The organism is Streptosporangium sp. NPDC049376 (assembly GCF_044466505.1).
In the GTDB taxonomy this organism is placed as follows: domain Bacteria; phylum Actinomycetota; class Actinomycetes; order Streptosporangiales; family Streptosporangiaceae; genus Streptosporangium.
The window spans coordinates 43740-66974 of the sequence record NZ_JBITMT010000020.1 but is presented as its reverse complement, the minus strand read 5'-3'; the positions used below and the strand labels follow the sequence as shown (position 1 = coordinate 66974).

Annotated in this window: 23 protein-coding genes; 12 read left to right on the top strand and 11 right to left on the bottom strand. The window is 71.4% G+C overall.

The annotated features are described in order from the left end of the window. Positions 1–3: 3 nt before the first annotated feature. Positions 4–1176 carry a helix-turn-helix domain-containing protein gene (locus ACIBVQ_RS33465; RefSeq protein WP_399182416.1) on the bottom strand — a complete coding sequence of 391 codons (1173 nt, stop codon included), beginning with the start codon at positions 1174–1176 and terminating at the stop codon, positions 4–6. A 418-nt stretch (positions 1177–1594) separates the two neighbouring features. Between ACIBVQ_RS33465 and ACIBVQ_RS33460 the strand changes: the two genes are divergently transcribed. Next, a complete protein-coding gene (locus tag ACIBVQ_RS33460) occupies positions 1595–1849 on the top strand; it encodes a hypothetical protein (RefSeq protein WP_352012348.1) in 255 nt (84 codons plus the stop codon). Between the two features lie 246 nt (positions 1850–2095). Here ACIBVQ_RS33460 and ACIBVQ_RS33455 read toward each other — a convergent pair whose 3' ends face one another. Beyond that, positions 2096–5320, bottom strand: coding sequence for a DUF6493 family protein (locus ACIBVQ_RS33455; protein ID WP_399182414.1), 3225 nt, complete (start codon positions 5318–5320; stop codon positions 2096–2098). Next, complete coding sequence (locus tag ACIBVQ_RS33450) at positions 5317–6645, bottom strand: SWIM zinc finger family protein (protein ID WP_399182412.1); 1329 nt, start codon at positions 6643–6645, stop codon at positions 5317–5319. Before ACIBVQ_RS33450 ends, ACIBVQ_RS33455 begins: the two co-directional genes overlap by 4 nt. A 271-nt stretch (positions 6646–6916) precedes the next feature. Between ACIBVQ_RS33450 and ACIBVQ_RS33445 the strand changes: the two genes are divergently transcribed. Further along, positions 6917–7297, top strand: coding sequence for a glutaredoxin domain-containing protein (locus ACIBVQ_RS33445; RefSeq protein WP_399182410.1), 381 nt, complete (start codon positions 6917–6919; stop codon positions 7295–7297). Between the two features lie 67 nt (positions 7298–7364). Here the strand turns inward: ACIBVQ_RS33445 and ACIBVQ_RS33440 are convergent, their stop codons facing one another. Then, positions 7365–8333, bottom strand: a complete 969-nt coding sequence (locus ACIBVQ_RS33440) for a pirin family protein (protein ID WP_399182408.1) — start codon at positions 8331–8333, stop codon at positions 7365–7367. Between the two features lie 306 nt (positions 8334–8639). On the opposite strand from ACIBVQ_RS33440, the gene ACIBVQ_RS33435 reads away from it, so the two are divergent. After that, entirely contained in the window at positions 8640–9230 is a 591-nt protein-coding gene (locus tag ACIBVQ_RS33435) for a hypothetical protein (RefSeq protein ID WP_399182406.1), read from the top strand. Positions 9231–9298: 68 nt separating this feature from the next. On the opposite strand, the gene ACIBVQ_RS33430 is transcribed toward ACIBVQ_RS33435, so the two are convergent. The 3 genes from ACIBVQ_RS33430 to ACIBVQ_RS33420 form a co-directional block, all read right to left on the bottom strand. Then, positions 9299–9607: a hypothetical protein gene (locus tag ACIBVQ_RS33430; RefSeq protein ID WP_352012354.1), complete on the bottom strand. Its 309-nt coding sequence runs from the start codon at positions 9605–9607 to the stop codon at positions 9299–9301. Positions 9608–9752: 145 nt separating this feature from the next. After that, a complete protein-coding gene (locus tag ACIBVQ_RS33425; RefSeq protein ID WP_399182404.1) occupies positions 9753–10940 on the bottom strand; it encodes an MFS transporter in 1188 nt (395 codons plus the stop codon). Continuing rightward, positions 10937–11509, bottom strand: a complete 573-nt coding sequence (locus ACIBVQ_RS33420; protein WP_362913168.1) for a Chromate resistance protein ChrB — start codon at positions 11507–11509, stop codon at positions 10937–10939. Before ACIBVQ_RS33420 ends, ACIBVQ_RS33425 begins: the two co-directional genes overlap by 4 nt. Positions 11510–11571: 62 nt before the next feature. On the opposite strand from ACIBVQ_RS33420, the gene ACIBVQ_RS33415 reads away from it, so the two are divergent. The 7 genes from ACIBVQ_RS33415 to ACIBVQ_RS33385 are packed head-to-tail and all read left to right on the top strand — an operon-like array spanning position 11572 to position 18522. Then, the gene (locus tag ACIBVQ_RS33415) at positions 11572–12132 is read left to right on the top strand and encodes a MarR family winged helix-turn-helix transcriptional regulator (protein ID WP_399182401.1); all 561 of its coding nucleotides are present in this window, start codon (positions 11572–11574) and stop codon (positions 12130–12132) included. Continuing rightward, positions 12129–13415, top strand: coding sequence for an MFS transporter (locus ACIBVQ_RS33410; protein WP_399182399.1), 1287 nt, complete (start codon positions 12129–12131; stop codon positions 13413–13415). Before ACIBVQ_RS33415 ends, ACIBVQ_RS33410 begins: the two co-directional genes overlap by 4 nt. Positions 13416–13457: 42 nt before the next feature. Then, positions 13458–14084: a TetR/AcrR family transcriptional regulator gene (locus ACIBVQ_RS33405; RefSeq protein WP_352012359.1), complete on the top strand. Its 627-nt coding sequence runs from the start codon at positions 13458–13460 to the stop codon at positions 14082–14084. Next, positions 14081–14971: an ATP-binding cassette domain-containing protein gene (locus ACIBVQ_RS33400; protein WP_399182397.1), complete on the top strand. Its 891-nt coding sequence runs from the start codon at positions 14081–14083 to the stop codon at positions 14969–14971. The genes ACIBVQ_RS33405 and ACIBVQ_RS33400 overlap by 4 nt, the downstream gene beginning before the upstream one ends. Beyond that, positions 14968–16539 carry an ABC transporter permease gene (locus tag ACIBVQ_RS33395; protein WP_399182395.1) on the top strand — a complete coding sequence of 524 codons (1572 nt, stop codon included), beginning with the start codon at positions 14968–14970 and terminating at the stop codon, positions 16537–16539. The genes ACIBVQ_RS33400 and ACIBVQ_RS33395 overlap by 4 nt, the downstream gene beginning before the upstream one ends. Positions 16540–16571: 32 nt before the next feature. After that, positions 16572–17120, top strand: coding sequence for a YciI family protein (locus ACIBVQ_RS33390; protein ID WP_399182393.1), 549 nt, complete (start codon positions 16572–16574; stop codon positions 17118–17120). A 34-nt stretch (positions 17121–17154) separates the two neighbouring features. Then, positions 17155–18522 (top strand): pyridoxal phosphate-dependent decarboxylase family protein, encoded by a 1368-nt coding sequence (locus ACIBVQ_RS33385; RefSeq protein WP_399182391.1) that lies wholly within the window; start codon positions 17155–17157, stop codon positions 18520–18522. Between the two features lie 127 nt (positions 18523–18649). On the opposite strand, the gene ACIBVQ_RS33380 is transcribed toward ACIBVQ_RS33385, so the two are convergent. The 3 genes from ACIBVQ_RS33380 to ACIBVQ_RS33370 all read right to left on the bottom strand — a co-directional run bounded on the left by ACIBVQ_RS33380 (position 18650) and on the right by ACIBVQ_RS33370 (position 21092). Beyond that, entirely contained in the window at positions 18650–19039 is a 390-nt protein-coding gene (locus tag ACIBVQ_RS33380) for a PepSY domain-containing protein (RefSeq protein ID WP_399182389.1), read from the bottom strand. Between the two features lie 92 nt (positions 19040–19131). Next, entirely contained in the window at positions 19132–20409 is a 1278-nt protein-coding gene (locus tag ACIBVQ_RS33375) for a sensor histidine kinase (RefSeq protein ID WP_399182387.1), read from the bottom strand. Further along, the gene (locus ACIBVQ_RS33370) at positions 20406–21092 is read right to left on the bottom strand and encodes a response regulator transcription factor (protein ID WP_352012366.1); all 687 of its coding nucleotides are present in this window, start codon (positions 21090–21092) and stop codon (positions 20406–20408) included. Before ACIBVQ_RS33370 ends, ACIBVQ_RS33375 begins: the two co-directional genes overlap by 4 nt. Positions 21093–21194: 102 nt before the next feature. Here ACIBVQ_RS33370 and ACIBVQ_RS33365 point away from each other — a divergent pair, with 102 nt between their 5' ends. After that, positions 21195–21647: a hypothetical protein gene (locus ACIBVQ_RS33365; RefSeq protein WP_399182384.1), complete on the top strand. Its 453-nt coding sequence runs from the start codon at positions 21195–21197 to the stop codon at positions 21645–21647. Positions 21648–21794: 147 nt separating this feature from the next. On the opposite strand, the gene ACIBVQ_RS33360 is transcribed toward ACIBVQ_RS33365, so the two are convergent. After that, a complete protein-coding gene (locus ACIBVQ_RS33360; protein WP_399182382.1) occupies positions 21795–22727 on the bottom strand; it encodes a helix-turn-helix transcriptional regulator in 933 nt (310 codons plus the stop codon). A 91-nt stretch (positions 22728–22818) separates the two neighbouring features. Here ACIBVQ_RS33360 and ACIBVQ_RS33355 point away from each other — a divergent pair, with 91 nt between their 5' ends. Next, the gene (locus tag ACIBVQ_RS33355; RefSeq protein WP_399182380.1) at positions 22819–23232 is read left to right on the top strand and encodes a VOC family protein; all 414 of its coding nucleotides are present in this window, start codon (positions 22819–22821) and stop codon (positions 23230–23232) included. The last annotated feature ends 3 nt before the right edge of the window (positions 23233–23235 follow it).

Sequence of the window (23235 nt, the reverse complement as noted above, 5' to 3'; positions counted from 1 at the left end):
CGTTCATGAACCGATGGGACCGGCCTCCTGGGTGCCCTGCCCCTCGCTCGGAAACAGCTTGTGATTAGTTTGTCGGCTTATAGCCGGTATGTCATTGACGGCTGCCGCACCGGTTACTGATATTTCCCGCCCGGCCTCACGGGAGAACACGCTCTCCGGCGGCGACAGTGGTCTCCCACCTCCCCGCCGGTCACGGCCGTGCCACACCCATTCGCGCGACGAGCGATAGCCGGCGGGGGACAGACCGTAGGCGGCGCGGAAGGTGCGGCTGAAGTGGGCGTTGCTGGCGAACCCCCACCGGGCGGCGATGGCGTGGATCGGCAGGGAGCGCTGGGCCGGGTCGGCCAGGTCGTGACGGCAGCGTTCCAGGCGGCACCGGCGTATCCAGGCCGCCACGGTCAGGCCCTGCTCCTCGAAGAGGTGGTACAGGTGGCGGACGGAGATCTGGTGGGCGGCGGCGACGGTCTCGGCGCACAGTGCCGGGTCGCTGAGGCTGCGCTGGATGAAGGCGTGGATGCGCGTCTTCAGCACCTGCCGGTGGGTCTCGGGCGGCAGGGCCTCGGTGGCCTCAAGGTGGTGGGCGCACATCGCGGTGAACAGGGCGACGGTGACGGCCGACAGGCGGGAGGCGTCGGCCATGGTGTAGCCGGAGGCGTTGCGTATCAACTCCTCCAGATAGCGGTGCAGCAGGGCGCCGACGCCGTCGCGGGAGGGCAGGCTGACCGAGGCCAGAGAGGTGAGCGCGTCGGCGGGCAGCGACAGCGCGGCCTTGGGGACCTGCAGGACCAGCCCCTCGAAACTGCCGGTTTCGTCGGCGACGATCTCACCGTGACAGGGATGTGAGTTGTCGTAGAACACCATGTCCCCGGGCCCCGCGGTCGCCTGCCTGCCAAACTGGGTGATCTGCGTGGTGCCGCGCCGAGAGAGCGACAGGCAGTACGTCTCGGGATCGGACCCGCGAACCTGCGCCGAGGTACGGCGCGACCGCAGGGACGGACAGGTCACCGCGTACACCTGCGTCGAGCCGAGATCGAGCACACGCATGGTGGCACGGAAGTCGGCCCCGTGGTCGCTGTGCACCACGGTGGGCATCAGGGACCGGTCCGCCGTCTCATGCCACCGGCCGAACCGGTCGGAGGCGGGCAGGTCCTCGCTGTGGGACACGGCCTCGTTCATCGCTGGTTTTCCATGACAGAATTCGCCACTGTCAAAAAAATTGTTATCGGTCTCCCGTATTCACTGACACACACGAAACGATCCTTTCGCGTCCCAGATTGCGCGGGTCTCCTGCGACTGTTTAGACACGGGTGGCCGGTGAATTGTTTGGAGAACCGGCACCGGACATGAGAAAAGGCGCGATACACGCCGGCGGAGGCCACCGCCGGACACGCCCGAAACCGCCCCATTCTTCGTGAAGCCATACGGTGCGTGGCCAGAACTGCCCCAACTGTCTCTGGCGTCACATCTTCATCGCCCTGAGACAACTATAAGTGACTTATGAATCACTGTCTGTGGTGGCAGGATGAAAAGGCGCGCGAGGGTTCCCGAACGACCCGACCGCGTCTCCATCTTCAACCGAGCGAAGGAGACAACAGTGGCCAGGTACAACACCGAGATCCACACGGGTGGCGGCGGATGGCAGCAGGACACTCCTCTCATCCTGTCCATCGCCAGTCGTGGCCAGGTCGTCCCCGGCGACGGCCGTCCGGCCACGGGCACCACGGTCACCTGGAGCAGCGACAACGCCGGCAACGGCTCGGTGACCTTCTTCGACGACGGCACCAAGTTCGAGGGGACCGCCCGTTTCCCCGGTGAGGGGCCGGTCGGGTACCGAGGGCAGATCGCCTGATCCTCCGGCACGGACGGGCATCGGCGACCGGCCGGTGTCACATCGCTCCTCCATCGGGCCGCGCGGAATCCGCGCGGCCCGATGTGTTCGTGGCGGCCGGAGCGGCGAACCGGTCTCATCGGACGGGCGGCGGCCGGAAAGTCATCTCCGGCGGACGGATCCGAGCCGATGCCGCCGAGGGTTCCGGCGCCGCAGCCCTCCCACCGCCCCTCGGAGACGGCGACCACCGTCGCCCGGCGAAAAGTCTCAGCCTTGGCCAGCAGGAGAGAACGCGGTGCCCTCGGTGAGCTGGGAGTGAAGACGCTTGCACTCGTGGACGAAGCGGATCCTCCGGCGGCTGCGCGCGAAAACGGCGACGACCGGAATCTCTCCGCTCGCACCGGTCCAGCGCGCCACGTCGGTGGCGAAGGCGACGAGTTCTGCGTGGGTCACGGTGATGCGCTGTCCCTCGCCCGGCAACATCCCGGGCAGCAGAGCGCACAGGATGTTCCACACCTCCTGGTGGCCACCGGCGTCGGCCAGCCCGGTCAGGGCCGCGATGGCGGAACGGGTGTCCAGCCAGGTACGGCGCAGCACCAGCGCGAGCTGACGGCCGATCGCCTCGGCGGGCAGTTCGCCCCTGGCGGCCATGCTCAGGACCAGCGGGATCACACCGGGCACGCCGCCGGCCAGGAGGTAAGCGAGGATCACCGCCGTGGACTCGCCCATCGGGCCCTGGGCGATCTCCAGGCCGGTGATCTCCGAGGGGGTCACCTGCGTGCTCCAGTAGCCGCCCAGCAGGTAGGGCAGGTAGTTGACAGCCGCGACCTCGCGGTGTGAGGGCAGCATGGCGGGCCACGCCCGGAGCGTGCTGCCGGCCCCTTCGACCGTCCAGTCGAACGGCTGACGCAGCAGCACCTCGTCGATCAGCCGATGGCCGGTCGGGGCCGTCACCCGCAACACCGGCTGCAGCCTGACATCGGTGAAGTGCTCCGGTTCGCCGTCGCCGAACTCGACCATGGACGCGTTCACCATGTGGCGCCACACGTGGCCGCACTCGGGATCGGCCATGCCGTCACCGGCGAGCCAGCGGGCGGCCGAACGCGCCGCCTCCGAGTCGACCTTGGCGGCCCGCTCTGCCGCGGCCTGATGGCTGCCCCGGGGCAACCGCAACAACGCCTGCGCCAGGTCGGCCGGAGGCGGCTCGACCCCGGCGGCGGCGCAGGTCTCCAGCCGGTCGACCAGCGCGTCGGGATCGAGGTGGCCGCTCATCCAGGTCGGCGTGGCCAGCAGCACGGGCGGCAGGGTGTCGTTTCGGAGGGCTTCGGCGAGTTCCGCGTAGCGGTGCAGCAGGAAATCATGGGGCGGGGAGACACGATTGGGGTGGGGCAGGTGGTTGCGCCGCCGCCACTCGTCGTGCTCGGGCAACTCCTTGGGCATGAAGGAACGCAGCCGGGACGGGACGAAGACGACGGTCACCTCCACGAGCGGCTCGTCCGGGCCTGGCGGGGGTACCCGCTCGCCCGCCCGCATCGCCGCGATCCTGGCGGGGTCCAGACCGAGCTCCGCCATGCGCTCGTAGGCGTGGTCGAGGATGAAGGACGGCATGGCTTCGTCGGAGTCGTCGTACAGGACACCGGGTCTCATCCGCGCCGGATGGAGGTGATCCGGCAGTTCGTCGTCGTTCTCCTCGTCGTTGAAGGCGTCGGAGGGACGGGGCAGCTCGTCGTCGGCGGGGGAGTCGTACAGGTGGATCCGGCCCCCGCTGAAGGGGACCCGCTCATCGCCCTCGCGGGCAGTCGCCCCGTCCGGGCCGTCGTCGCTGTTCCAGGTGATGAAGAAGGCGCGCAGCGGGGTGTCGTCGTCGAGGTAGCGGCCGGGCCGGTAGACGCCGCCTATCGTGATCCGCCGAGGCCCCGGCTCCGGATCGGGTTCCTCTCCACGGGTGAGGACACGTACTCTCACGGAGTGGTTCGCGCTGTCCCAGAACTTCTGCGGCTCGACCGGCGGCAGCTTTGGAACGCTTCCGGGGGTGACGAGCTCGGCGGACAGCGCCGACTGCCAGTCGTCGGGGTCGAGACGCGCCTCCCTGGAGCGCCAGTACCCCTGGTTCTGCTCGACACGAGGCTTGAGTCTGCGGCATAGTTCCGCCCGGTCGTCGGCGATGCCGGTGACGAAGGCCGCTAGCCAGCGCTCCTGGCCGACCCAACGCTCATCGTGGCCGGGGGAGATCGACGGCTCGGGGAACCTCCGCGCCTCCGGAGGCGCGGGCAGCGGCGGGAACTCCTTGCGCTCCAGCGGTTCCTCAACCGGAACCTCCCCGCCGAACCGCTCGGCCAGCTTCACCCCCAGATCGACGGGCAGGTGGTGGACGCCGTCGAGGATCGCCTCAGGGTGGTCGGCGAACAGGCCTGCGTGCTTCAGGGCCAGCTCAACCGCGCGGTTGCGCACGTCGAAGGACTTGTGCGCGTACGCCGTGGTCAGCGCGGTCACGAAATCGGCGGCCGTCTCGGGCGTGGCCCGGATCGCCTGGTCGAGCCAGCGCAGGCCCGTGGCGGCGAGCTTGGCCTCATCCCGGAAGGTGAGCGCCTCGACGGCCTCGACCAGGTCGGCATGGTCGAGCGGCATCGCCCCACGTACCTGCTCGGCGGCCAGTTCGGCGACCGTGCCCGGAGCCGACGGCAACAACCGCAGGTAGTCACGTAGCCGGGGCGCGGACTCCTCGGGAGTGGGGGCGAGGAGCGTGTGCAGCCGGACGAAGAACCGCAGGTCCTGCACCTCGCCGCCACGCAGGAAACGGCTCACACAACCGTCGAGCGCCTGTTTCCTGGGCAGTTCGCGGGCGGCGGCGGCCAGCCAACGGGTTGGCCGGGGCTCCAACCGCTCGTCACGGAGGGCGCGACCCGCGCCGTCGGCGTCGAAGACACGAGGCAGCAGCACGGGGGTCAGCGGGTCACCGGCCACGCTCGGCGCGGCCAGCCAGGCGGCCACCAGCGGGTCGTGGTCGGGCGGCACCGCGCCGGACTCACGCAGCAGCGCCACGGCCAGCGGCGCGATGCGGTCGCCGGGACGGCGCACCCGCTGGACCAGCCGGACCGCGACATCACGACGCCACTCTTGGGGGCGGGTGGCCGCCACCCGGCACACCTGGGCGACGTCAACAGCCTCGGCCCAGCGGCGGTTGACGTCGCGGCCGGTCATCCACGTCACCGCCGCCGCAGGGCCGGTGATGACGCCGACCCCGGTCAGCAGCAGCCCGCCCGCCAGTCTGTCGAGCAGTTCACTGATCTCCCAGAAGGCCGTCTCCTCGAAGTCGTCGGGGTGATCGGCGCGCACCCGCTCGGTGAGGGTACGACGCAGTTCCTTGACGAGGCCGGGCAACCGCCCGCCCAGTTCGGCGCGCTCCTCCTCGGTGAGCGTGACCAGCCGGGCGGCCAGGCGGGTGACCTGGTCACGGGCGACCAGGTCACAGATCTCCGCCCAGAGAGTCATCGGGAGACCTCCACGGCGGCACGGGCGACGATCCGGGCGGCCAGCACGTGTTTGCACGGCCCACGGGAGCCGCGATGGTCCCACCACCACTCACAGGTGCAGGACCCGTCGGTCAGCGAGACCCGGCGCGCTCCGCCCGAGGTCCGGACGGTGGCCAGCTCGCCTTCGAGGTGTACGGCTCCCGCGTCGACGAGCTTGCGCGCCTTGGCCAGCCGTGGGTTGAGCAGGATCACGTTGTCCTTGTCGTAGGGCAGCTCACGGTGGAAGTGGGCGGCCTCCGACAGGTCGTAGCCGACCCGGCCGGCGACACCGAGCTGCGTCAGCGCGGCCCGCACCCGGCCGGCGGGGATGCCCGCGCGGTCGGCCAGCAGGCCGATCTCGATCTCGGGCTCGAAGTTGAGCAACATGCCCACCACGTCGGCGTCGTTCTCGGCCTCGTCGGTGGCCAGGTCGTCGAGCACCGCGCCCTCACCGGAGAAGCCGCGCCAGCGCTCAGGCGAGAGAGTGAGCGTGTAGCGCATACCGGGGAGCTCCAGTTCCCAGGCGCTGCAGGCGGCGTCGGCCGGGCCGTACACCCGCAGGGACTTCGCGAAGCGCAGCAGCGGCAGGAGGGTGCCGAGCCGGTTGGGGCCGGCGAGCTGGACCGAGCCGGGAACCCTGCGGTCGGAGACCTTCAGCTCCCGTCCCACCTGCGCCACCCACACCGTGCCCTTCTTGGGCAGCCCACGCAGGAACCGCACCGCCGCCATGCCGGTCAGCTCACCGCGCTGGTCCATGTCCGAGGCGATGACCTGCACCTCGGCGAAGCCGCGTAGCCAACGCTCGGGCAGCGGCACCTTCTTCTCCACCACCGCGCCGTCCATCGTGGTCACGACCAGTTCGTCGAGCCCGACCCCCAGGTGCAACGGGTCACGCGCGCCGATACGCGCCAACGCCTCCCGGAGCGGCGCGTTCACATCGACGTTGGTGGTGCCCCGGTCGAACACCTCACCGTCGAGCGCGCCGCCCAGCAGGTCAAGCCGGGCGTACACGCCACCACAGGCCGAGAACGACTCGAACCGCAACCGGTCTCCGTTGCACGTCACCACCGGGTCACGCACCCAGCCGGGCCGCGCCTGCGGCTGGTGGTAGCGGGCCAGCGCCACGTCGGCGACGCCGAGCAGGGCAGCCGCGGCGGGGGCCGCCTGGGTCACCACGCCGCTGAAGAACCGGGGGGCCACGGCCGGGCCGGACAGGGCCCGCCCGCCGGAGGTCGCCAATCCGAGACGGCCGTCGACAAGGGAGGAAGGCGCGGCGTACGTGTACGCCTGCGTCGCTGAAGTCATGGCCGGGACACTAGATCACCCCACCGACAACCCCAGGGACGGCGAACCCGGCCAGGCTTGAGCCCCGTTTGCGAAGGAGCCGCCGCCCCGCTTCGCCGAGGCGACCGCCTTGGCCGGGTGTGGGAGGCACCCGACGTGACGGTGCGGATCGCGGTGGTGCGTGACGGCCTGTCGCCGCGGATACCGCGAGGTCCGGAGGCCGCGGGCCGGGGTGATGCGCACCTTGACAGGGACCAGCGAGATGTGGAGGGGGCTTTGAGATGATTTCCCCATGTCCTCTTCGCAGGTCGTCCTCGTCATCGTGCTCGTGTTGCTGATCGCCACGAACCTTCCACGCCGAGGCCGGGCGACGTCGTACAGGGACGCCGACCACAAGGGCGTGGTCGTCTACTGGCGCCCCGGCTGCAGGTACTGCATGAGGCTCCGCACACAGCTGCGCTTCACACGGCTGCGCCACAGCGAGGTCAACATCTGGAAGGACCCTGACGCGGCGGCGTTCGTCCGCTCGGTCGCGGACGGGAACGAGACCGTGCCGACCGTGACCGTGGCCGGGGAGGCGATGGTGAACCCCTCCAGGAGTCGGCTGTTCGAGGCGGTCAGGGAGCACGCCCCACACCTGATGCCCGGCGCCGGGAGGTCAACCGGAACATGACCGGCCCCGGAGATTCCGATGTTCGTCTGGGCGGGTCAGACCCGCCCAGACGGTGGAGACGGGTGCGTCAGGCGTGGTCCCCCGCGGGGATCGAGCCCAGACGGCCTGCCTTGTAGTCGTCGAAGGCCTTGACCAGCTCCTCGTGGGTGTTCATGACGAACGGTCCGTAGTGCGCGACCGGTTCGCCGATGGGCTCGCCGCCGAGGACGATGACCTCCAGGCCCGAGGTGGGCGAGGCGGTGATCGTGATGGTCTCGGCGTCGGTGGCCAGGCCGGGCCGGTTGCCGAAGCCCTCGAAGACGGCGAGCTGCCCGCCGGTGATGGACGCCTTCTCCGCGCCGACGCTGCCCTTACCGGACAGCGCGTAGGCCAGGGCGTTGAAGTCCTTGCGCCAGGGCATCGTGAGCTGCGCCCCGGGGCTGATACTGGCGTGCAGCAGGGTGATCGGGGTGTGGGTCGCACCGGGCCCGGCGTACCCGGCCACGTCACCGGCGATCAACCGGACCAGGGCACCGCCGTCGTGACTGCTGAGCAGGGCGACGTTGGAACGTCCGATGTCCTGGTACTTCGGGGTGAGCATCTTGTCCTTGGAGGGCAGGTTCACCCAGAGCTGGATGCCGTGGAAGAGGCCGCCCTGCTGGACGAGCCACTCCGGCGGGGCCTCGATGTGCAGCAGACCGGATCCGGCGGTCATCCATTGGGTGTCGCCGTCGGCGATGACACCGCCGCCGCCGTGGGAGTCCTGGTGGACGAAGGTGCCGTCGATGATGTAGGTGACGGTCTCGAAGCCGCGGTGCGGGTGCCACGGCGTGCCCTTGGGCTCACCCGGCGCGTAGTCCACCTCGCCCATCTGGTCCATCATGATGAACGGGTCGAGGTATTCGAGCTTGATCGCCGCCAGGGCCTTGCGGACGGGGAAGCCCTCGCCCTCGAAGCCGCTGGGCGCGGTCTCGACGGCGAGCACCTTCCGGCCGATCCCCAGGTCCTGCGGGATGCGGGGCAGGGCCAGGACGTTGTCGACGGTTACGGCGGGCATGTCTGCGCTCCCTTCAGCGTGGTTCGCCACTCACAACTCAGTTGATGTTTCAACTATTCCGGGGCGGTGGACCGCCGCGCGCAGTGATCGTCCGGTGGCAAGGTTCGACGCCAGGTGATCTCCGGGCACAAGCATGCCGTGAGGCACGGCTCTTGACGGTGCGGTTACCGGCCGTGGGCAGGAACCCGCCGAGCCGGCCCGAAGGCCTAGCCTTGCCGGCGTGCGCGTTTTCCGAGGTCGCGACCGGCCCGGGCAGGCGGCGCGCGCGTGCCCTCGGGACGAGAGGAACGAAGAGACTCCGTGGACATGAGCCGAGCCGTGGAGTGGTGGGACAGGCACCAGATCCCCCTCTATCTGATCGCGATCTCCGCCGGTGCGTTCGCGGGGCTCGCCGTGGTCGAGGTCACCCCGTTCCTGGAGGCGTTCGGTGTGCTCATCGCCGCGCCTCTGGCCGCCGCGGCGGTCGTACAGGCGCTCGCGCGCCGCCACCGGGCCGGCCGGATCGTCGAGGAGGTCATGGCCGGATCCATGGTGCCGCTGATGATGGCCACTCTCGCCGTCGTCGTCGGTTCCCAGATCTCCGCGGTCGGCTCCCAGGCCCTCGCCCTGCTACGCCTGGTCCCGCTGTACGCCGCCTTCGTGGTGCTCGCCGTCGCCGTCGCCGTCGGCAGGCTCGCCGCCCGGACGGCGAGCCTCGATGTGGCGGCCACCCGGGCGGTGATGTTCTCCGCCGCCACCCGCAACTCCCTGGTCGTGCTGCCGCTCGCCCTGGCCCTGCCCGCCGTACTCGACATCGCGCCGCTGGCGGTGGTCACCCAGACCCTGGTCGAACTGGTGGCGATGGTCGTCCTCGTCCGCCTCGTCCCCAGGCTGGTTCCCGAAGCGCTGCCGGCCTGAGCGAGGCTCCCGGCACGACGGAACCCCCGGCGCGCGCCGGGGGTTCCGCCTTCGCTCACAGGGGTGGATCAGGGGTTGTCGTAACCGATCCAGTTGATGTACCAGCCGTACTGCTGGGCGATGGCGGGCGTCAGCGGCCTGCTGTCCTTCCACTGGACGTAGACGCGGAACTTGCTCGCCGTGGCGTCGTAGACGGCGCTGGGGCCGACCAGCGACCACTGGTTGCCGCCGGTGCTGCCGATGGAGGTGACGTAGACGGGGGCTCCGGTGAAGTGGGCCGCGGTGGTGTCGACGTCGATGTAGATGCCGTTGGGTCCGTAAGCCTGCCAGCCCTGCCCGGGGGCGGTGTGTCCGGAGGCGATGCGCGCAGTCGGCATGATGCGTCCTCTCGCGAGATACGAACTGTCGCGCTAAGTGTTCATTCAATGACTATGGGTGTCTACAGATGCTTCCCTGCCCCTTCCGCCACACACACCCCACCTTTCCGACAGGTGTCCGACGGCGGGCGAACGGGGCACGTGGTCAGGGGCTCGCCGGGCGTTCGGGGGAGAGGCGGCGCAGGAGGAGGCCGATGAGGGGCGGAAGGGCGAGCAGGATGGCCAGGACGGCGTATCCGTGGGTGAGGGAGGCCGCGGTGGCGACGGCGGCGACGAGCAGGGGGCCTCCGGCGTCGCCGAGTTCGCGGCCGAGCTCGGCGGCTCCCATGGTCTGGCCCATGCGTTCGGGAGAAGTGCGGGCGGCGAGAGCGGCGAAGCCGAGCGGGGTGATGAGCCCGGTCCCGACGCCGATCAGTACGGCGGCGACCAGGACGCCGGCCAGGCCGGGCAGCGTCGCGCCCGCCAGGCCAACGGCGGTGATGAGCAGCCCGGCCACGATGCCGGCTCGGGTCGTCAGGCGCCCCTCGTCCAGCGCGCGTCCGGTGCGGGGCTGCACGATCGCCGCGCAGGCGGCCAGGACGGAGACGGCGGCACCGGTGGCGACGGTGCCCAGGTCGGCGGCCCTGCCGGAAACGGGCAGGAACCCGACTCCGACGGACAGTGCGGCGGTGGCGGCGGCCAGCGCCGCGGTGGGCGCGAGGAAGGCCGGGTCGGCCAGACGCCTGACCAGGTCGAGGACCGTCTGACGGCTCTTGGGCAGCGGCGGTACGGCGGGCACGGCCAGCGCGGCCCACACCGCCACCACCACACCCAGCACCGCGAGGACCGCGAACAGCGACCGCAGTCCGCCCGCCCACACCAGCAGTCCGCCCAGCAACGGGCCGAGGGTGTAGCCGATCGACTTGTGGAAGCCGTATCCGCCGAAGGCCCGCCCGAGCTTCGCCGCCGGGTTGAGGCGGGCCACCAGGGCCGAGGCCGACGGGGAGAACGCCGAGGCCGCCGCGCCCTGTCCCAGGCGGGCGGCCCACAGCCATCCGGGGCTGTCGGCGACGACGTAGACGGCGGAGGCGAGTGCGAACGCCACCAGGCCGCCCAGCAGTACCGGCCGGGCGCCGATCCGGTCGGCGACGCTGCCGAAGAGCGGCTTGAGCAGCACCTCGGCCCCGTCGTAGAGGGCGAGCAGGCCGCCGAGGACGAGCAGGGAGGTGACGGCGTCATCGGAGAAGCCGCCGAGGTTGGCGGCGATCCCGTGCGCGCCGAACGCGGTGGTGAACCCGGCCGCGTACAGCGGCCACATCTGCCGGGCCGGAGCGGCCTGGGCCTGTCCTGTCACCGCGTCCGTCCCGGTTCCGGCAGTTCGTGCAGCGCGGCGAAGACCCGTTCGGCGTAGTCCTCGCACGCCGCCGCGCACTCGCGCAGCCGCCGTCCGGCTTGCGCCGCCTCGGGCGCGCCGAAGACGTCCCGCGCCGTCAGGTCACGGTGCCAGCGCCGCAACCGCTCCAGCGACTGTTCCTCCTCCTCAAGTTCGGCCAGGGTGAACTTGCCGATCCCGATCTCCTTGGCCAGTTCCTGCTCGAACTTGCCGCAGTCGGCCAGGAACTCCGTCCAGTCCGCCGAGCGCGCCGCGGTGAACATCTCCCGCAGTCGTTCGGCGTCGCCGCTGTCGCGCCCGGCCGCGACAAGCGTGACGAACTGGCCGCCCGCCTGTCCGGTGAGTTCGCCCGCCCGGGTGACACCGTCGGTGAACACGGGGACGTCCGGTACGGCCCACACTCCTTGCCCGAGCGACAGGGCGCCCATTTTGCGCAGTTCCCGCCATACGGCCACCCGGTGCCGGGACGGTTCCGCGGGGATCTTGACCAGGAAGACGAGCCACCGGCCCGCCTGCTGAGAGTCAGACACATCATGGAATGTAGCAGCCGTTACAAGCCATCAAATCGTATGAGCGCTGTTATATTAGCGCTGTGACATCTTTGGACCCCACCGCGTCGCCCGGTCGCTGGGACGCGCTGCACACCCTGCTGGGCGACCTGGACCGCCAGATCGAGACCTTGTACACGGATCGGGGCATCGAAGGCGTCCGCTCCCGGTTCGTCCATCCGTTGATCCGCCTCGCGCACACCGGCCCGCTGACGATCCGTGAGCTGGCGGAATCCCTGGGCCGCTCGCACTCGGCGATGAGCCAGACGATCTCGGTGATGCGCCGCGAGGGCCTGGTCAACTCGGAACCGGGCACGGACGCCCGCACCCGGCGCGTCACCCTCACCGACCGCGCCCGCGACCTCATCCCCTTCCTCGAAGCCGAGTGGCGCGCGACCGAGGCCGCCGTCGCCGAGCTCGACGACGAGATCCCCCACCGGCTCAGCGCGGTCGTCGCCGAGCTGGAGAGCGCGCTGGCCCGGCGGTCCATGAAAGAGCGGATCCTCTCCCATCTCGGTGAGTTCCCGGCCGCCGAGACCGCTTCCGCGGAGGCTTCCACAGTGGCTCCCGCGGAGGCTTCCGCGGAGGGGGAGACCCGGCCGTGAGCTGGCGCGAAAGGCTGATGGACGTCCGGCCCCTCCGCGACAGCCGGCACTTTCGCGACCTGTGGATCGGTTCCTCCCTCTCCTCGATCGGCCGGCAGATCGCCGTCGTCGCCGTACTGCTACAGGTCTGGGACCTGACCCACAGCTCGTTCTGGACCGGGGTCATCGGTCTCGCCACGGGTCTGCCGCTGCTGGCCCTCGGCCTGGTCGGCGGGTCGCTGGCCGACACCGTCGACCGTAGAAGCCTCGTCCGCCTCACCACCGTCGGCCAGGCCCTGACGGCCGCGGGGCTCGTGGCGCAGGCCGCCGCGGGGAACCGGTCGGTCGCGCTGCTGCTCGCCCTGGTCGCCGCCCAGTCCGGCTGCTCGGCGCTCGGAGCGCCCGCCCGCCGTACCTTCCCGGTCCGGTTGCTGCCCGCCGACCAGGTCGCCGCGGGGCTCGCCCTGCAGAACATCGCCTTCCAGGCGTCCATGCTCGTCGGGCCCGCCCTCGCCGGTTTCGTGCTCGCACGGTGGCACTATCCCGCCGCGTACACGATCCAGTTCCTGGCCGGGCTCGCGTCACTGGCCGCCGTGGTCAGGCTGCCCCCGATGCCCGCCCTCACGGCGGAGGACGGGCCGGAGACCGACGGCGGATCGCGGAGCAGGCGCGGGCCGGTCAGGGGAGGCTGGCGGATCAGCCTCCAACGCCCCACCCTGTGGGGTTCCTTCTCCGTTGACCTCGCGGCGACCGTCCTGGCCATGCCGGTCGCGCTCTTCCCCCTGGTCAACGAGATCCGCTTCGCGGGCGACCCGCGCACCCTGGGGTTGTTCCTGACCGCGCTCGCGCTCGGCGGGATCGGCGCGGGCCTGTTCTCCGGGACCGTCACCCGTCTGCGCCGCGGCGGCCTCGTCCAGCTCGTCGCGGCCACGGTCTGGGGGCTCGCCCTGGCCGGGTTCGGCGTGGCCGGGCCGATCTGGCTCGCCCTGCTCTGCCTGGCGGTCGCCGGTGCGGCCGACACCGTCTCCGTGGTCACCCGGGGCGCGCTGGTACAGCTTGAGACCCCCGACCAGTACCGGGGGCGGGTGTCCTCGGTCGAGCACGTCATCGGCATCGCCGGTCCCGAGATCGGCAACTTCAGGGGAGGGGTGCTCGCCTCCCTCACGTCGGCTCCGGTGGCCCTTCTGGTGGGCGGGCTGACGGCCGCGCTCGCCGTCGTCTCCGTCGGCCTCGTCAACCGCCCCCTGCGCGCCTACCGCGTCCCGGCCGAGCATGAGGCCGTACGGCAGGCCGAAGTGGGTTGAACACTTGAATTGGTTCCAATACATGCGTATAGACTCTTGGACGTGCGACCAATATCCGAAGAGGACCTGACGACACGGGCCCGCATCCGTGACGCCGCGCTCGGGCTGTTCGCCGAGCAGGGCGTCAGGGCGACCACGATCCGGGGGATCGCCGCCGCGAGCGGCGTCTCACCCGGCCTGGTGCAGCATCATTTCGGCACCAAGGAGGAGCTGAGGCAGGCGTGCGACGACTACGTCCTCGGCTACATGCGTGAACAGGTCGACGTGGGCATCACCGGCCGCAACCTGGAGAGGCCGGAGTTCATCGAGAACGTCCACCGCACCGCGCCCCCGCTGATGAAGTACCTCGGCCGCGCGCTCGTGGACGGCTCGCCCGGCGCGGCCGCCATGTTCGACGAGCTCGTCGCCATAACGGAGGAACACCTGGCCCGCGAGGGGCACGCGGAGGCGGACCACCGCGCCCGCGCGACCGTGCTGACCGCGATGAAACTCGGCATCACGGTGCTGCACGAGCACGTCTCCCGCGCGCTCGGCACCGACGTCTACTCCGCCCCGGGCACCGTACGCGTCGGCAAGGCCCAGCTCGACCTGATCCGGCCGGAGTTCCTCGGCCGGGAACTGTTCGAACAGGCACGGACCGGGCTGGACAAGTTAGAGGAGCGACGATGAGCGCGGCGGTGCGGGTCGAGGCCCTGGTCAAGAGCTTCGGGCAGGCCAGGGCCCTGGACGGGCTGGACCTGACCGTCAGGACAGGGGAGGTGCACGGCTTCCTCGGACCGAACGGTTCGGGGAAGACCACCACGACACGCGTCCTGCTCGGCCAGATGCGCGCCGACTCGGGCAGGGCCGAACTCCTCGGCGGCGATCCCTGGCGGGACGCGACCGAGCTGCACCGGCGGCTCGCCTACGTGCCCGGCGACGTCACCCTGTGGCCCTCGCTCACCGGCGGTGAGGTCATCGACCTGCTGGGCAGGGTGCGCGGAGGCCTGGACCCCCGGCGACGCGCCGAACTGCTCGAACGCTTCGAACTCGACCCGCGCAAGAGATGCCGCGCCTACTCCAAGGGGAACCGGCAGAAGGTGGCGCTGGTTGCCGCCTTCGCCTCCGACGTCGAACTGCTGATCCTCGACGAGCCGACCTCGGGCCTCGACCCGCTGATGGAGGCGGTCTTCAACGAGTGCGTCCTGCGGGAGAAGCGCGACGGCCGTACGGTGCTGCTGTCCAGCCACATCCTGTCCGAGGTCGAGACACTGTGCGACCGCGTGAGCATCATCCGCGCGGGCCGTACCGTCGAGTCCGGCAGCCTGGCCGATCTTCGGCACTTCACCCGGACCTCGGTCACGGCCCAGCTCGCCGGACCCGTGCCCGGCCTGGCCTCGCTGCCCGGCGTGCACGACCTCACCGTGGACGGCGCCCTGCTGCGCTGCCAGGTGGACGGAGACGCGCTCACGGCCGTGCTCGGCGAGCTGTCCAGGGTGGGCGTGCGCATGCTGACCACGCGGCCGCCGACGCTTGAGGAGCTGTTCCTGCGCCACTACGAGGGAGCCGCGGCGTGACCGGGACCTGGACGTTGATCCGGCTCATCCTGCGCAGGGACCGCGTGCTGCTGCCGGTGTGGATCATGATCAGCGCGCTGCTCCCGGCCGGTGTCGCCTCCGCGACCGCCTCCCTGTACACCGACCAGGCCGCCCGCGACGCCTTCACCGCGGCCTCGATGAGCAACCCCGCCCAGCTGGCCATGCGCGGCCCCGTCCACGAGGCGAGCCTCGGCGGCCTGACCGCCTGGACGCTCGGCTCGTCCGGGGCGTTGATCGGCGGCCTGGTCAGCATCCTGCTGGTGATCAGGCACACCAGGGCCGAGGAGGAGGCCGGCAGGCGCGAACTGCTGTCCTCGGGCGTCGTCGGCCGTCACGCCCCGCTGGCCGCCGCGCTCACGGTCGTGCTGGCCGCCAACCTGCTGCTCGGCCTGCTGTCGGTCCCCGGCCTGGTCCGCGAGGGCCTGCCCGCCGGCTCATCGGTGCTGTTCGGGCTGTCGACGGCCTCCGCGGGCTGGGCGTTCGCGGCGGTGGCCGCGCTCACCGCGCAGCTGACCGCGGCTTCGGGTACGGCGCGCGGCGTCGCGGTCGCCGCGGGCGGTCTGCTGTTCGCGGTGCGTTCACTGGCCGACGCCGGTGGCGTCTCCTGGCTCGCGTGGCTTTCGCCGTTCGGCTGGGCCAGGCTGACCAGGCCCTACGCGGGTGACCGGTGGTGGGTGCTGGGAGTCGCCGTGGTGTCCGTCGCCACGCTGACGGCCGCCGCGTTCGCGCTGTCCACGCGGCGCGACGTGGCCGGTGGTCTGCTGGCCGCCCGGCGGGGGCCCGCCGCCGGAACACTACGGGGCGGGATCGGCCTGGCCTGGCGGCTGCACCGGGGCACGATCGTGGGTTCCGGGATCGGGTTCTGCCTGCTGGGCGTGTTGCTCGGCATGGCGGCGCGCGGGCTGGACAGCCAGGTGGACACGCCGCAGTTCCGGGAGCTCGCAGCGACGATCGGAGGTCCGGGAGCGCGCGTCTCCGAGGTGTTCTTCACGTTCGTGATGTACGTGCTCAGCCAGATCGTCACGGCGTTCGCGCTGGTCTCGGCGCTGCGTGCCCGGAGCGAGGAGGCCGCGGGCAGGGCCGAGCTGCTGCTGGCCGCCCCGGTCGGCAGGTTGCGCTGGGCGCTGAGCCACCTGGTGTTCGCCGTCGCGGGCCCGGCGTTGCCGCTGGCCGTCCTGGGGGCGGGTGCGGGGCTCGCCTACGAGGGCGACGCGCTCCGCATCGCCGGGGCGACGCTGGCCTATCTGCCCGCCGTCTGGACCGTGGTCGGGTTCGCGACGCTGTTGTTCGGCGTGCTGCCCCGGCAGGCGGCGGCCGCGAGCTGGAGCGTGCTCGGCCTCATCCTGCTCGTGGACCTGCTGGCGGAGTTCAGACTGGTCGGTGGGGGCGTTCAGGACCTCTCACCGTTCGTGCACGTGCCGCCGGCGCTGCTCGGAGACGCCTCCTCCACGGTCGCGCCGCTGCTCGGGCTGACCGCGGTCGCGGGCGCCCTGGTCGTCGCGGGGCTGGCGCTCCTGCACCGCCGCGACCTGGCCCCTTCAACCTGACGGACTTTTCGGATATATCGCGATAATGAGGCATGGAGTTCTTCTGCTACCACCGTGACCGGCCCGGTTCGGTGGTGTTGCGTCACGAGCTGCTGGAGGAGCACTGGTCCTATATGGACCGGTACGCCGCCGAGATGATCGCCCGTGGCCCGACCTTCGACGACGACGACACCCCGACCGGGAGTGTGCACATCGTCGACCTGCCCGATCCCGCCGCCGCCCGCGCGTTCGCCTTCGACGAACCCGGCCACCAGGCCGGGGCGTACCGCGACGTCCTGCTGCGCCGGTGGCGCAACGCGCTGGGACGCACCATGTGGGACTTCCCCGGCGGCCGGACCGGCGGCGACCGATACCTGGTGCTCGGCCTCGGCTCCGGGCAGCCTGCCGACCTCGCCGTCCCCGCCCCCCGGGACGGGCTGATCGCGTACGGGCCGCTGCTGTCCGACGACGGCGAGAGCTGGCTGGGGACGGCGGCACTGGTCCGAGCTCCGGACGCGGACACGGCGCGCGCCGTACTGACCCCGGACGGATACGCCGGCATCGAGGTGCACAACTGGTGCTTCGGCGGACGCCGGTCCTGAGCGCACGAAGCCGGTTTCGAGGAGACGAGAAGCGTTGGCAGAGGAACCGAACCGGCTGTTTCGCACGGCCGCCGACCACGCCACCGGTTACCGCCGGTCCTTGCCCGGCAGGCCGGTGGGAGTGCCGGTCGACCAGGAGGCATTGACCAGGGCGTTCTCCGGCCCGCTGTCCCGGGACCCCTCCCCACCGGAGCGGGTGCTGGCCGAGCTGCTCGCCGCGGCCGAACCGGGCCTGGTCGCGAGCGCGGGCCCGAGATACTTCGGATTCGTCGTCGGCGGCGCGCTGCCCGCCGCGACCGCGGCCGACATGCTGACCGCCGGCTGGGACCAGCTCGCGACCAACGCCGTCACCTCACCCGCGGCCATCGCCGCCGAGGCCGCGGCGGGCGCCTGGCTGAAGGACCTGCTGGGGATCCCCGCGTCGGCGTCCACCGGATTCGTCACGGGCTGCCAGGCGGCCAACACCGCCGGGCTCGCCGCCGCCCGGCACCGGGTGCTGGCGGAGGCCGGGTGGGACGTGGAACGGCGCGGGCTGCTCGGAGCACCACCGATCCGGGTGATCGCGGGGGAGGAGCGGCACGGGACGATCGACCGCTCGCTGCGGTTGCTCGGTTTCGGGACGGACGTGATCGAACCGGTACCCGCCGGACCGAACGGTGCCATCGACATCGAGGCGTTGCGGATGTCGCTGCGAGCCGCCTCCGGGCCGGCCATCGTGTGTCTCCAGGCGGGCAACGTGAACACCGGTGCCTGCGACCGGCTCGGGGAGGCGTGCGAACTGGTCCACAGGCACGGTGGGTGGGCGCACGTGGACGGGGCGTTCGGGCTGTGGGCCGCGGCGAGCCCGGCGACCCGGCATCTGGTCGACGGAGTGGAACTCGCCGACTCCTGGGCCTGCGACGGCCACAAATGGCTGAACCTTCCCTACGACTCGGCCTTCGCGTTCTGCGCCCGGCCCGACGTGCACGCGGCGGCGATGTCCTACGCGGCCGCCTATCTGACAGGTTCCGGCGGCGCGCCCGTGGGAGCCGACCTCACCGCTGAGTCGTCGCGCCGGGCCCGGGGATTCGCGGTGTGGGCCGGACTGCGGGAGCTGGGCAGGGACGGAGTCGCGGCGCTGGTCGAGCGCTGTTGCGCGCTGGCCCGCCGGTTCGCCCAGGGACTGGCCTCGGCCGGGTTCGAGGTGGTGAACGAGGTGGTCCTCAACCAGGTGCTGGTGGGGTTCGGGGACGACGCGCACACCGAACGGGTGATCGCCGCGGTTCAGGCGGGCGGCACGTGCTGGGCGGGCGGCACGACCTGGCGGGGACGGCGGCTGATGCGGATCTCGGTGTCGAACGCCACCACGACGGAGGCGGACGTGGACCTGTCGGTCGCCGCGATCACCCGCCTCGCCGCCTGACCGATCACCGTACGGCCCTGACCCGGCGCGCGGCGACGGTGATGACCGTCCGCCCGGCCGGATTCGACCTGCTCGCCGAGGGCCCGCCCGTGACGGAGTGGGCCGATCGGCAAACGGGCGGAGGTCCTCAGTCGTCGTCCTCGGCGTCGTGCCTGCTCGCGTCGTCGCGGCGGTCGTCGTCGGCCTTGCCGGTGACCAGGGAGCCGGTCTCGGCGTCGACGACGAACTCCCGCTCGCTGCCGTCGCCGCCCTTCACCTCGATCTGCCAGGTCCGGCGGCCGTGTTCGGTCTCAAGCTCGGCGGAGGTCACCCAGCCCGAGGGGACCTGCTCCAGGGCCGTCTTCTCCGCCTGCGAGCTGAGGACCTTGGGTGCCTTGGCGGCGCCGTGGTCCCCGGGGGCGTCCGACGTCGTGGCCGAAGGGGTGGGCTCGGCGTTGGCGGCCGTCATGGCGGCTCCGCCGCCCGCCACGAGTACGGCCGCCGTGGCGATACCAGCGATGATCATGGGCTTGCGCATCCGAACCTCCGGTGCGGTAGACGTCCTTGCTGACGTCTCCAAACCTGCCGTGCTGGGTGATAGCGCGGGCCTGTGGCAGTCCTAAACGCGGGTTAACGCGGACCGGGCCCGAACTCCACGGTGACGCGGGCGCCGCCTGCGGGGCCGTCGGCCAGCGTCATGGAGCCTCCGGAACGTTCGGCGGTACGGCGGACGATGTCCAGCCCGAGGCCGGTCGAGGACGCGCCGCTGACTCCGCGCGTGGCGGCGCCTGGGTGCAGGAACCCCGGCCCCCGGTCGGTGACGAGGAGTACGGCTCCGCCGCCGTCACGGGCCGACAGCCGTACCTCGAAGTCCGTGCCCTCGGGTGTGTGGGCGAAGACGTTCTCCAGCAGGGCGTCGACGCAGGTCGTCAGGGCCTCCTCTCCGACGCCCACCGGCAGGGGAGGATCGGTAAGCTCCTGGCTGACCAGGCGGTCCTGGTCATGGGCCAGCATCGACCAGTGCTCCAGACGTTCGGCCACGACCCGGGCGGCGTCGCATTCCCCCGGTGCGTCATGGCGGGCACGCCGCGCCTCCTTGATCACCCGCGTGACCATGCGTTCCATCGACTCCACGGCGGCGCCCACGCGGGCGGCCTGCTCGCTTTCCGGCAGCCCTTCGGCCTCCAGCCGCAGCACGGTGAGCGGGGTTCGCAGCTGGTGGGACAGATCCGCCACCGCCTCCCGTTCCTGGGCCAGCAGGACACGGATGCGCTCGGCGAGGTGGTTGAGCGCTCCGGCCACCTGCCGTAGTTCTTCGGGGCCCTCTCCAGGTGCTCTGGCGGTGAGGTCTCCGGCCGCGAGCCGGTGGGAGACCCGCGCGATGCCGGTGATGAGACGTATCTGTGAGCGGGCGAGCCGGTCGGCGACGAGCAGACTGACGGCCAGCACACCGGCTCCCACCAGCGCGAGGATCAGCCAGGCGCGCCTGACCCCTCTGGTGAGGTCGGCGTCGGAGACGAAGGCGCGGATGACGGTCGTGCCCGCGGAACGGCCCGCGACGGCGACGAGGATCTCCCTGCCGCCCCGCGCCTGGGCGGTCAGGCTGCGCCCGGTGAAGGCCAGCCGTACGGCCTCGGAGCGGGGGGCGGGCTCACCCAGGACCGCACCGGTGGGCAGGAAGACGGTCAACGGGTGGCCGTTGGTGCCGTTGGCCTGTTCCACGGCCAGCTCCAGGGCGGGGCCCGTACCGACCGAGGCCACAGGGACCAGCGACTGCGCGCGTACGAGCGCGTCGGCGGTGGCGCGGTCGGCGGCCAGCATGAGTGCCAGCAGCGCCAGCGGCACCAGGAAGGCCACCAACGCCAGGGACACCATGGAGGCGACCAGGACGAGCAGACGCCGCCTCATGTCGCCGGGTCCACCAGCTTCACGCCGACGCCGCGGACGGCGCGGATGTAGCGCGGCTGCTGCGCCGACTCGCCCAGTTTGTTACGCAGCCAGGACAGGTGGACGTCGACGGTCTTGTCGGCGCCGCCGTAGGGCAACTGCCACACCTGCGTCATCAGTTCGCGTTTGCTGACCACCTGGTCCGGCCGGGCCGCCAGGTAACACAGCAGGTCGAACTCCTTCGGCCGCAGGTCCAGGGGGCGGCCCGCCAGCGTGACGTGGCGACTGCGCGGGTCGATGCGCAGTTCGCCCACCACCAGGGGCTGCGAGGCGTCGTCCTCCCCCTGCAGGCGGCGGAGCACGGCGCGGATACGGGCGTCGAGCTGGACCGCTCCGAACGGTTTGACCAGGTAGTCGTCGGCCCCGGCGTCCAGAACGCGGGCGATCTCCTGCTCGTCGTCACGGGCGGTGGCGACGATGATCGGCACCGGGCTGACCGCTCGCAGCATGCGAACGACCTCGTGGCCGTCGATGTCGGGCAGGCCGAGATCGAGGATCACCAGATCCGGACGATCCTCGACGGCCCTGTGCAGCCCGGACATGCCGGTGACGGCCGAGGTGACCGCGTGGCCGCGTTCGGTCAGAGCCCGCATCAGCGCGGAGCGTACGGCGGCGTCGTCTTCGACGAGGAGTAACTGTGCCATCACCTCCACCGTATGAGCATCGGAAGGCGTCGCGGCCGGTTCCTCCTTGGCGTTGAACCGGCGTTAGGCAAGCGTTAGGACTCGGCATGGCAGGCTGGCCGGGTGAAACGTCGCTCGCTTGCCGCGGTGCTCGGCTGGGTGGCGGTCGCCTGCGCCACGACGGCGACCACCACCTGGGCGATCGCCCTGCTGGGACAGGGGCTGAGCCGGCAGGTCGTCTCCCCGATGAGCCACGCCGAGATCACCCAGGCGCTCGCCGCGGCCACGGCGGCCGGGGAGACGGGCGGTCCGCCCTCTCCCTCCGAGGGAGCCGGGGGAGTCAGCCGGGCCTTCACCACCCCCGGAGGGTCCGTCGTCGGCACCTGCGTGACCGGCCAGGCGTCCCTTCTCGCGTGGAGTCCGGCGCAGGGGTACGCCACCGACGATGTGAGCGAGGGGCCGGGGCCCTACGCCTCGCTGGAGTTCGAATCCGAGAACGACAAGGTCACCGTCAGGATCACCTGCGTCCGGGGCGCTCCCACGATGACCCTCAAGGAGGACGGGGACCGCGACTAGGTTCCCGTCGATCTTGGCAACGTGGTCGTGACGTCACCAAGGATGTCGGCGGGGCCGGCCCGTGATCGATCCCACGCGTGGGTGTTTCCGCGTTACCGCAAGCACCACCGTCGGCCCCTCCGTGCGTCTCGGCCATGAGAGACGGGGTTAACGGTCCTGCCGGCCGTACAGCGCGGTGAGCTGGGCGGCCAGTTTCGCCAGCTCGTCCTGGACGGACCGTGGTTCCTCCACGACGACGAGGTCTCCCCAGCCCGCGAGCTGGCGGGCGATGTCCAGCGCGGTCGGGGCGGTGAGTGTGACCCGGACCCTCTCGCCGTAGGAGATCACCTCGCAGTGGCGGCCGAAGCGGTCGCGCAGGACGCGTAGGTAGCGGGCCTCGACGGTCGCGGTGGCGGTGGTCGTCGAGCGTCGTGCCTCCATCGCGGTGACGACCTCGTCCCAGGCCGCCGCGAGGTCGAAGCGCTCCGGGCGTTCGGCCGGTTCCTCGGTGATCTCGGCGTCGGCGATCCGGTCGACGCGGAAGGTCCGCTGCCCGTCGGGGGTTCCGGCGATCAGATACCAGGTGTCGTCCTTGTCGACGAGGCCGAGCGGCTCGACGACGCGCTCGCGTCCGGAGTAGGTGAGGCGGGTCCTCCGGCGCCGGACCACCGCGTCCTCCAGCAGGTCGACGAGCACGGGCCGCGTACGGCGGTGCTCGCCCCAGCGGGCGGAGTCGACCACGACCGCGTCCGCCGCCGCCTCGGCCTCCTGCCGGAACGTCGTCGGCAGGGCGCGCACGAGTTTGCGCAGCGCCGCCTTGGCCTCTGGCGCGATCGCAGCGGCCGGGCCGAGCAGCAGGAACAGCGCCCTGGCCTCGGAGGCCTTGAGCCCGGACAGGTCGGTGCGGGCACCGCCGAGCAGGGCCCAGCCGCCGCCGCGTCCGGACTGCGGGTACACGGGGATGCCCGCGGCCGACAGGGACTCCAGGTCACGGCGGGCCGTGGCGACCGAAACCTCCATCTCGGCGGCGATCTCCGCCGCCGTCACCCGGCCACGTGACTGCATCAGCAACAGGACGGCCACCAGACGATCTGCTCTCATACTTCGATCCTGCCAATAAAAGCGCTCATTCCATGAGCACTTTGGCTGACAGGATCGATCTCACAAGCCACCGAGCGGAAGGCAGCAGGACATGCTTCGCGGACTCACCACCATCAGCTTCTACGCGCACGACGTCGCCGCCGCCCGTGACTGGTACGCCGAGTTCCTCGGGACGGAGGCCTACTTCCAGCGGCCCGAGCAGGGCGAGCCGGTCTATGTGGAGTTCCGGGTGGGTGACTACCAGCACGAGCTGGGAATCATCGACGCGCGTTTCGCCCCGCAGGGCTGGAGCGCCGAGAACGGCGGGGCGATCGTCTACTGGGCGGTGGACGACCTGGAGGCGGCCTGGGAGCGGCTGCTGGAGATGGGGGCCGTCCCGTTCGACAAGCCGACCGAGCGCGGCCCCGGGTTCGTCACCGCCTCGGTGCGCGACCCGTTCGGCAACATCCTCGGCATCATGATCAACAACCACTACATGAACGTCCTCGCGAGCCGGAAGGGCTGACGC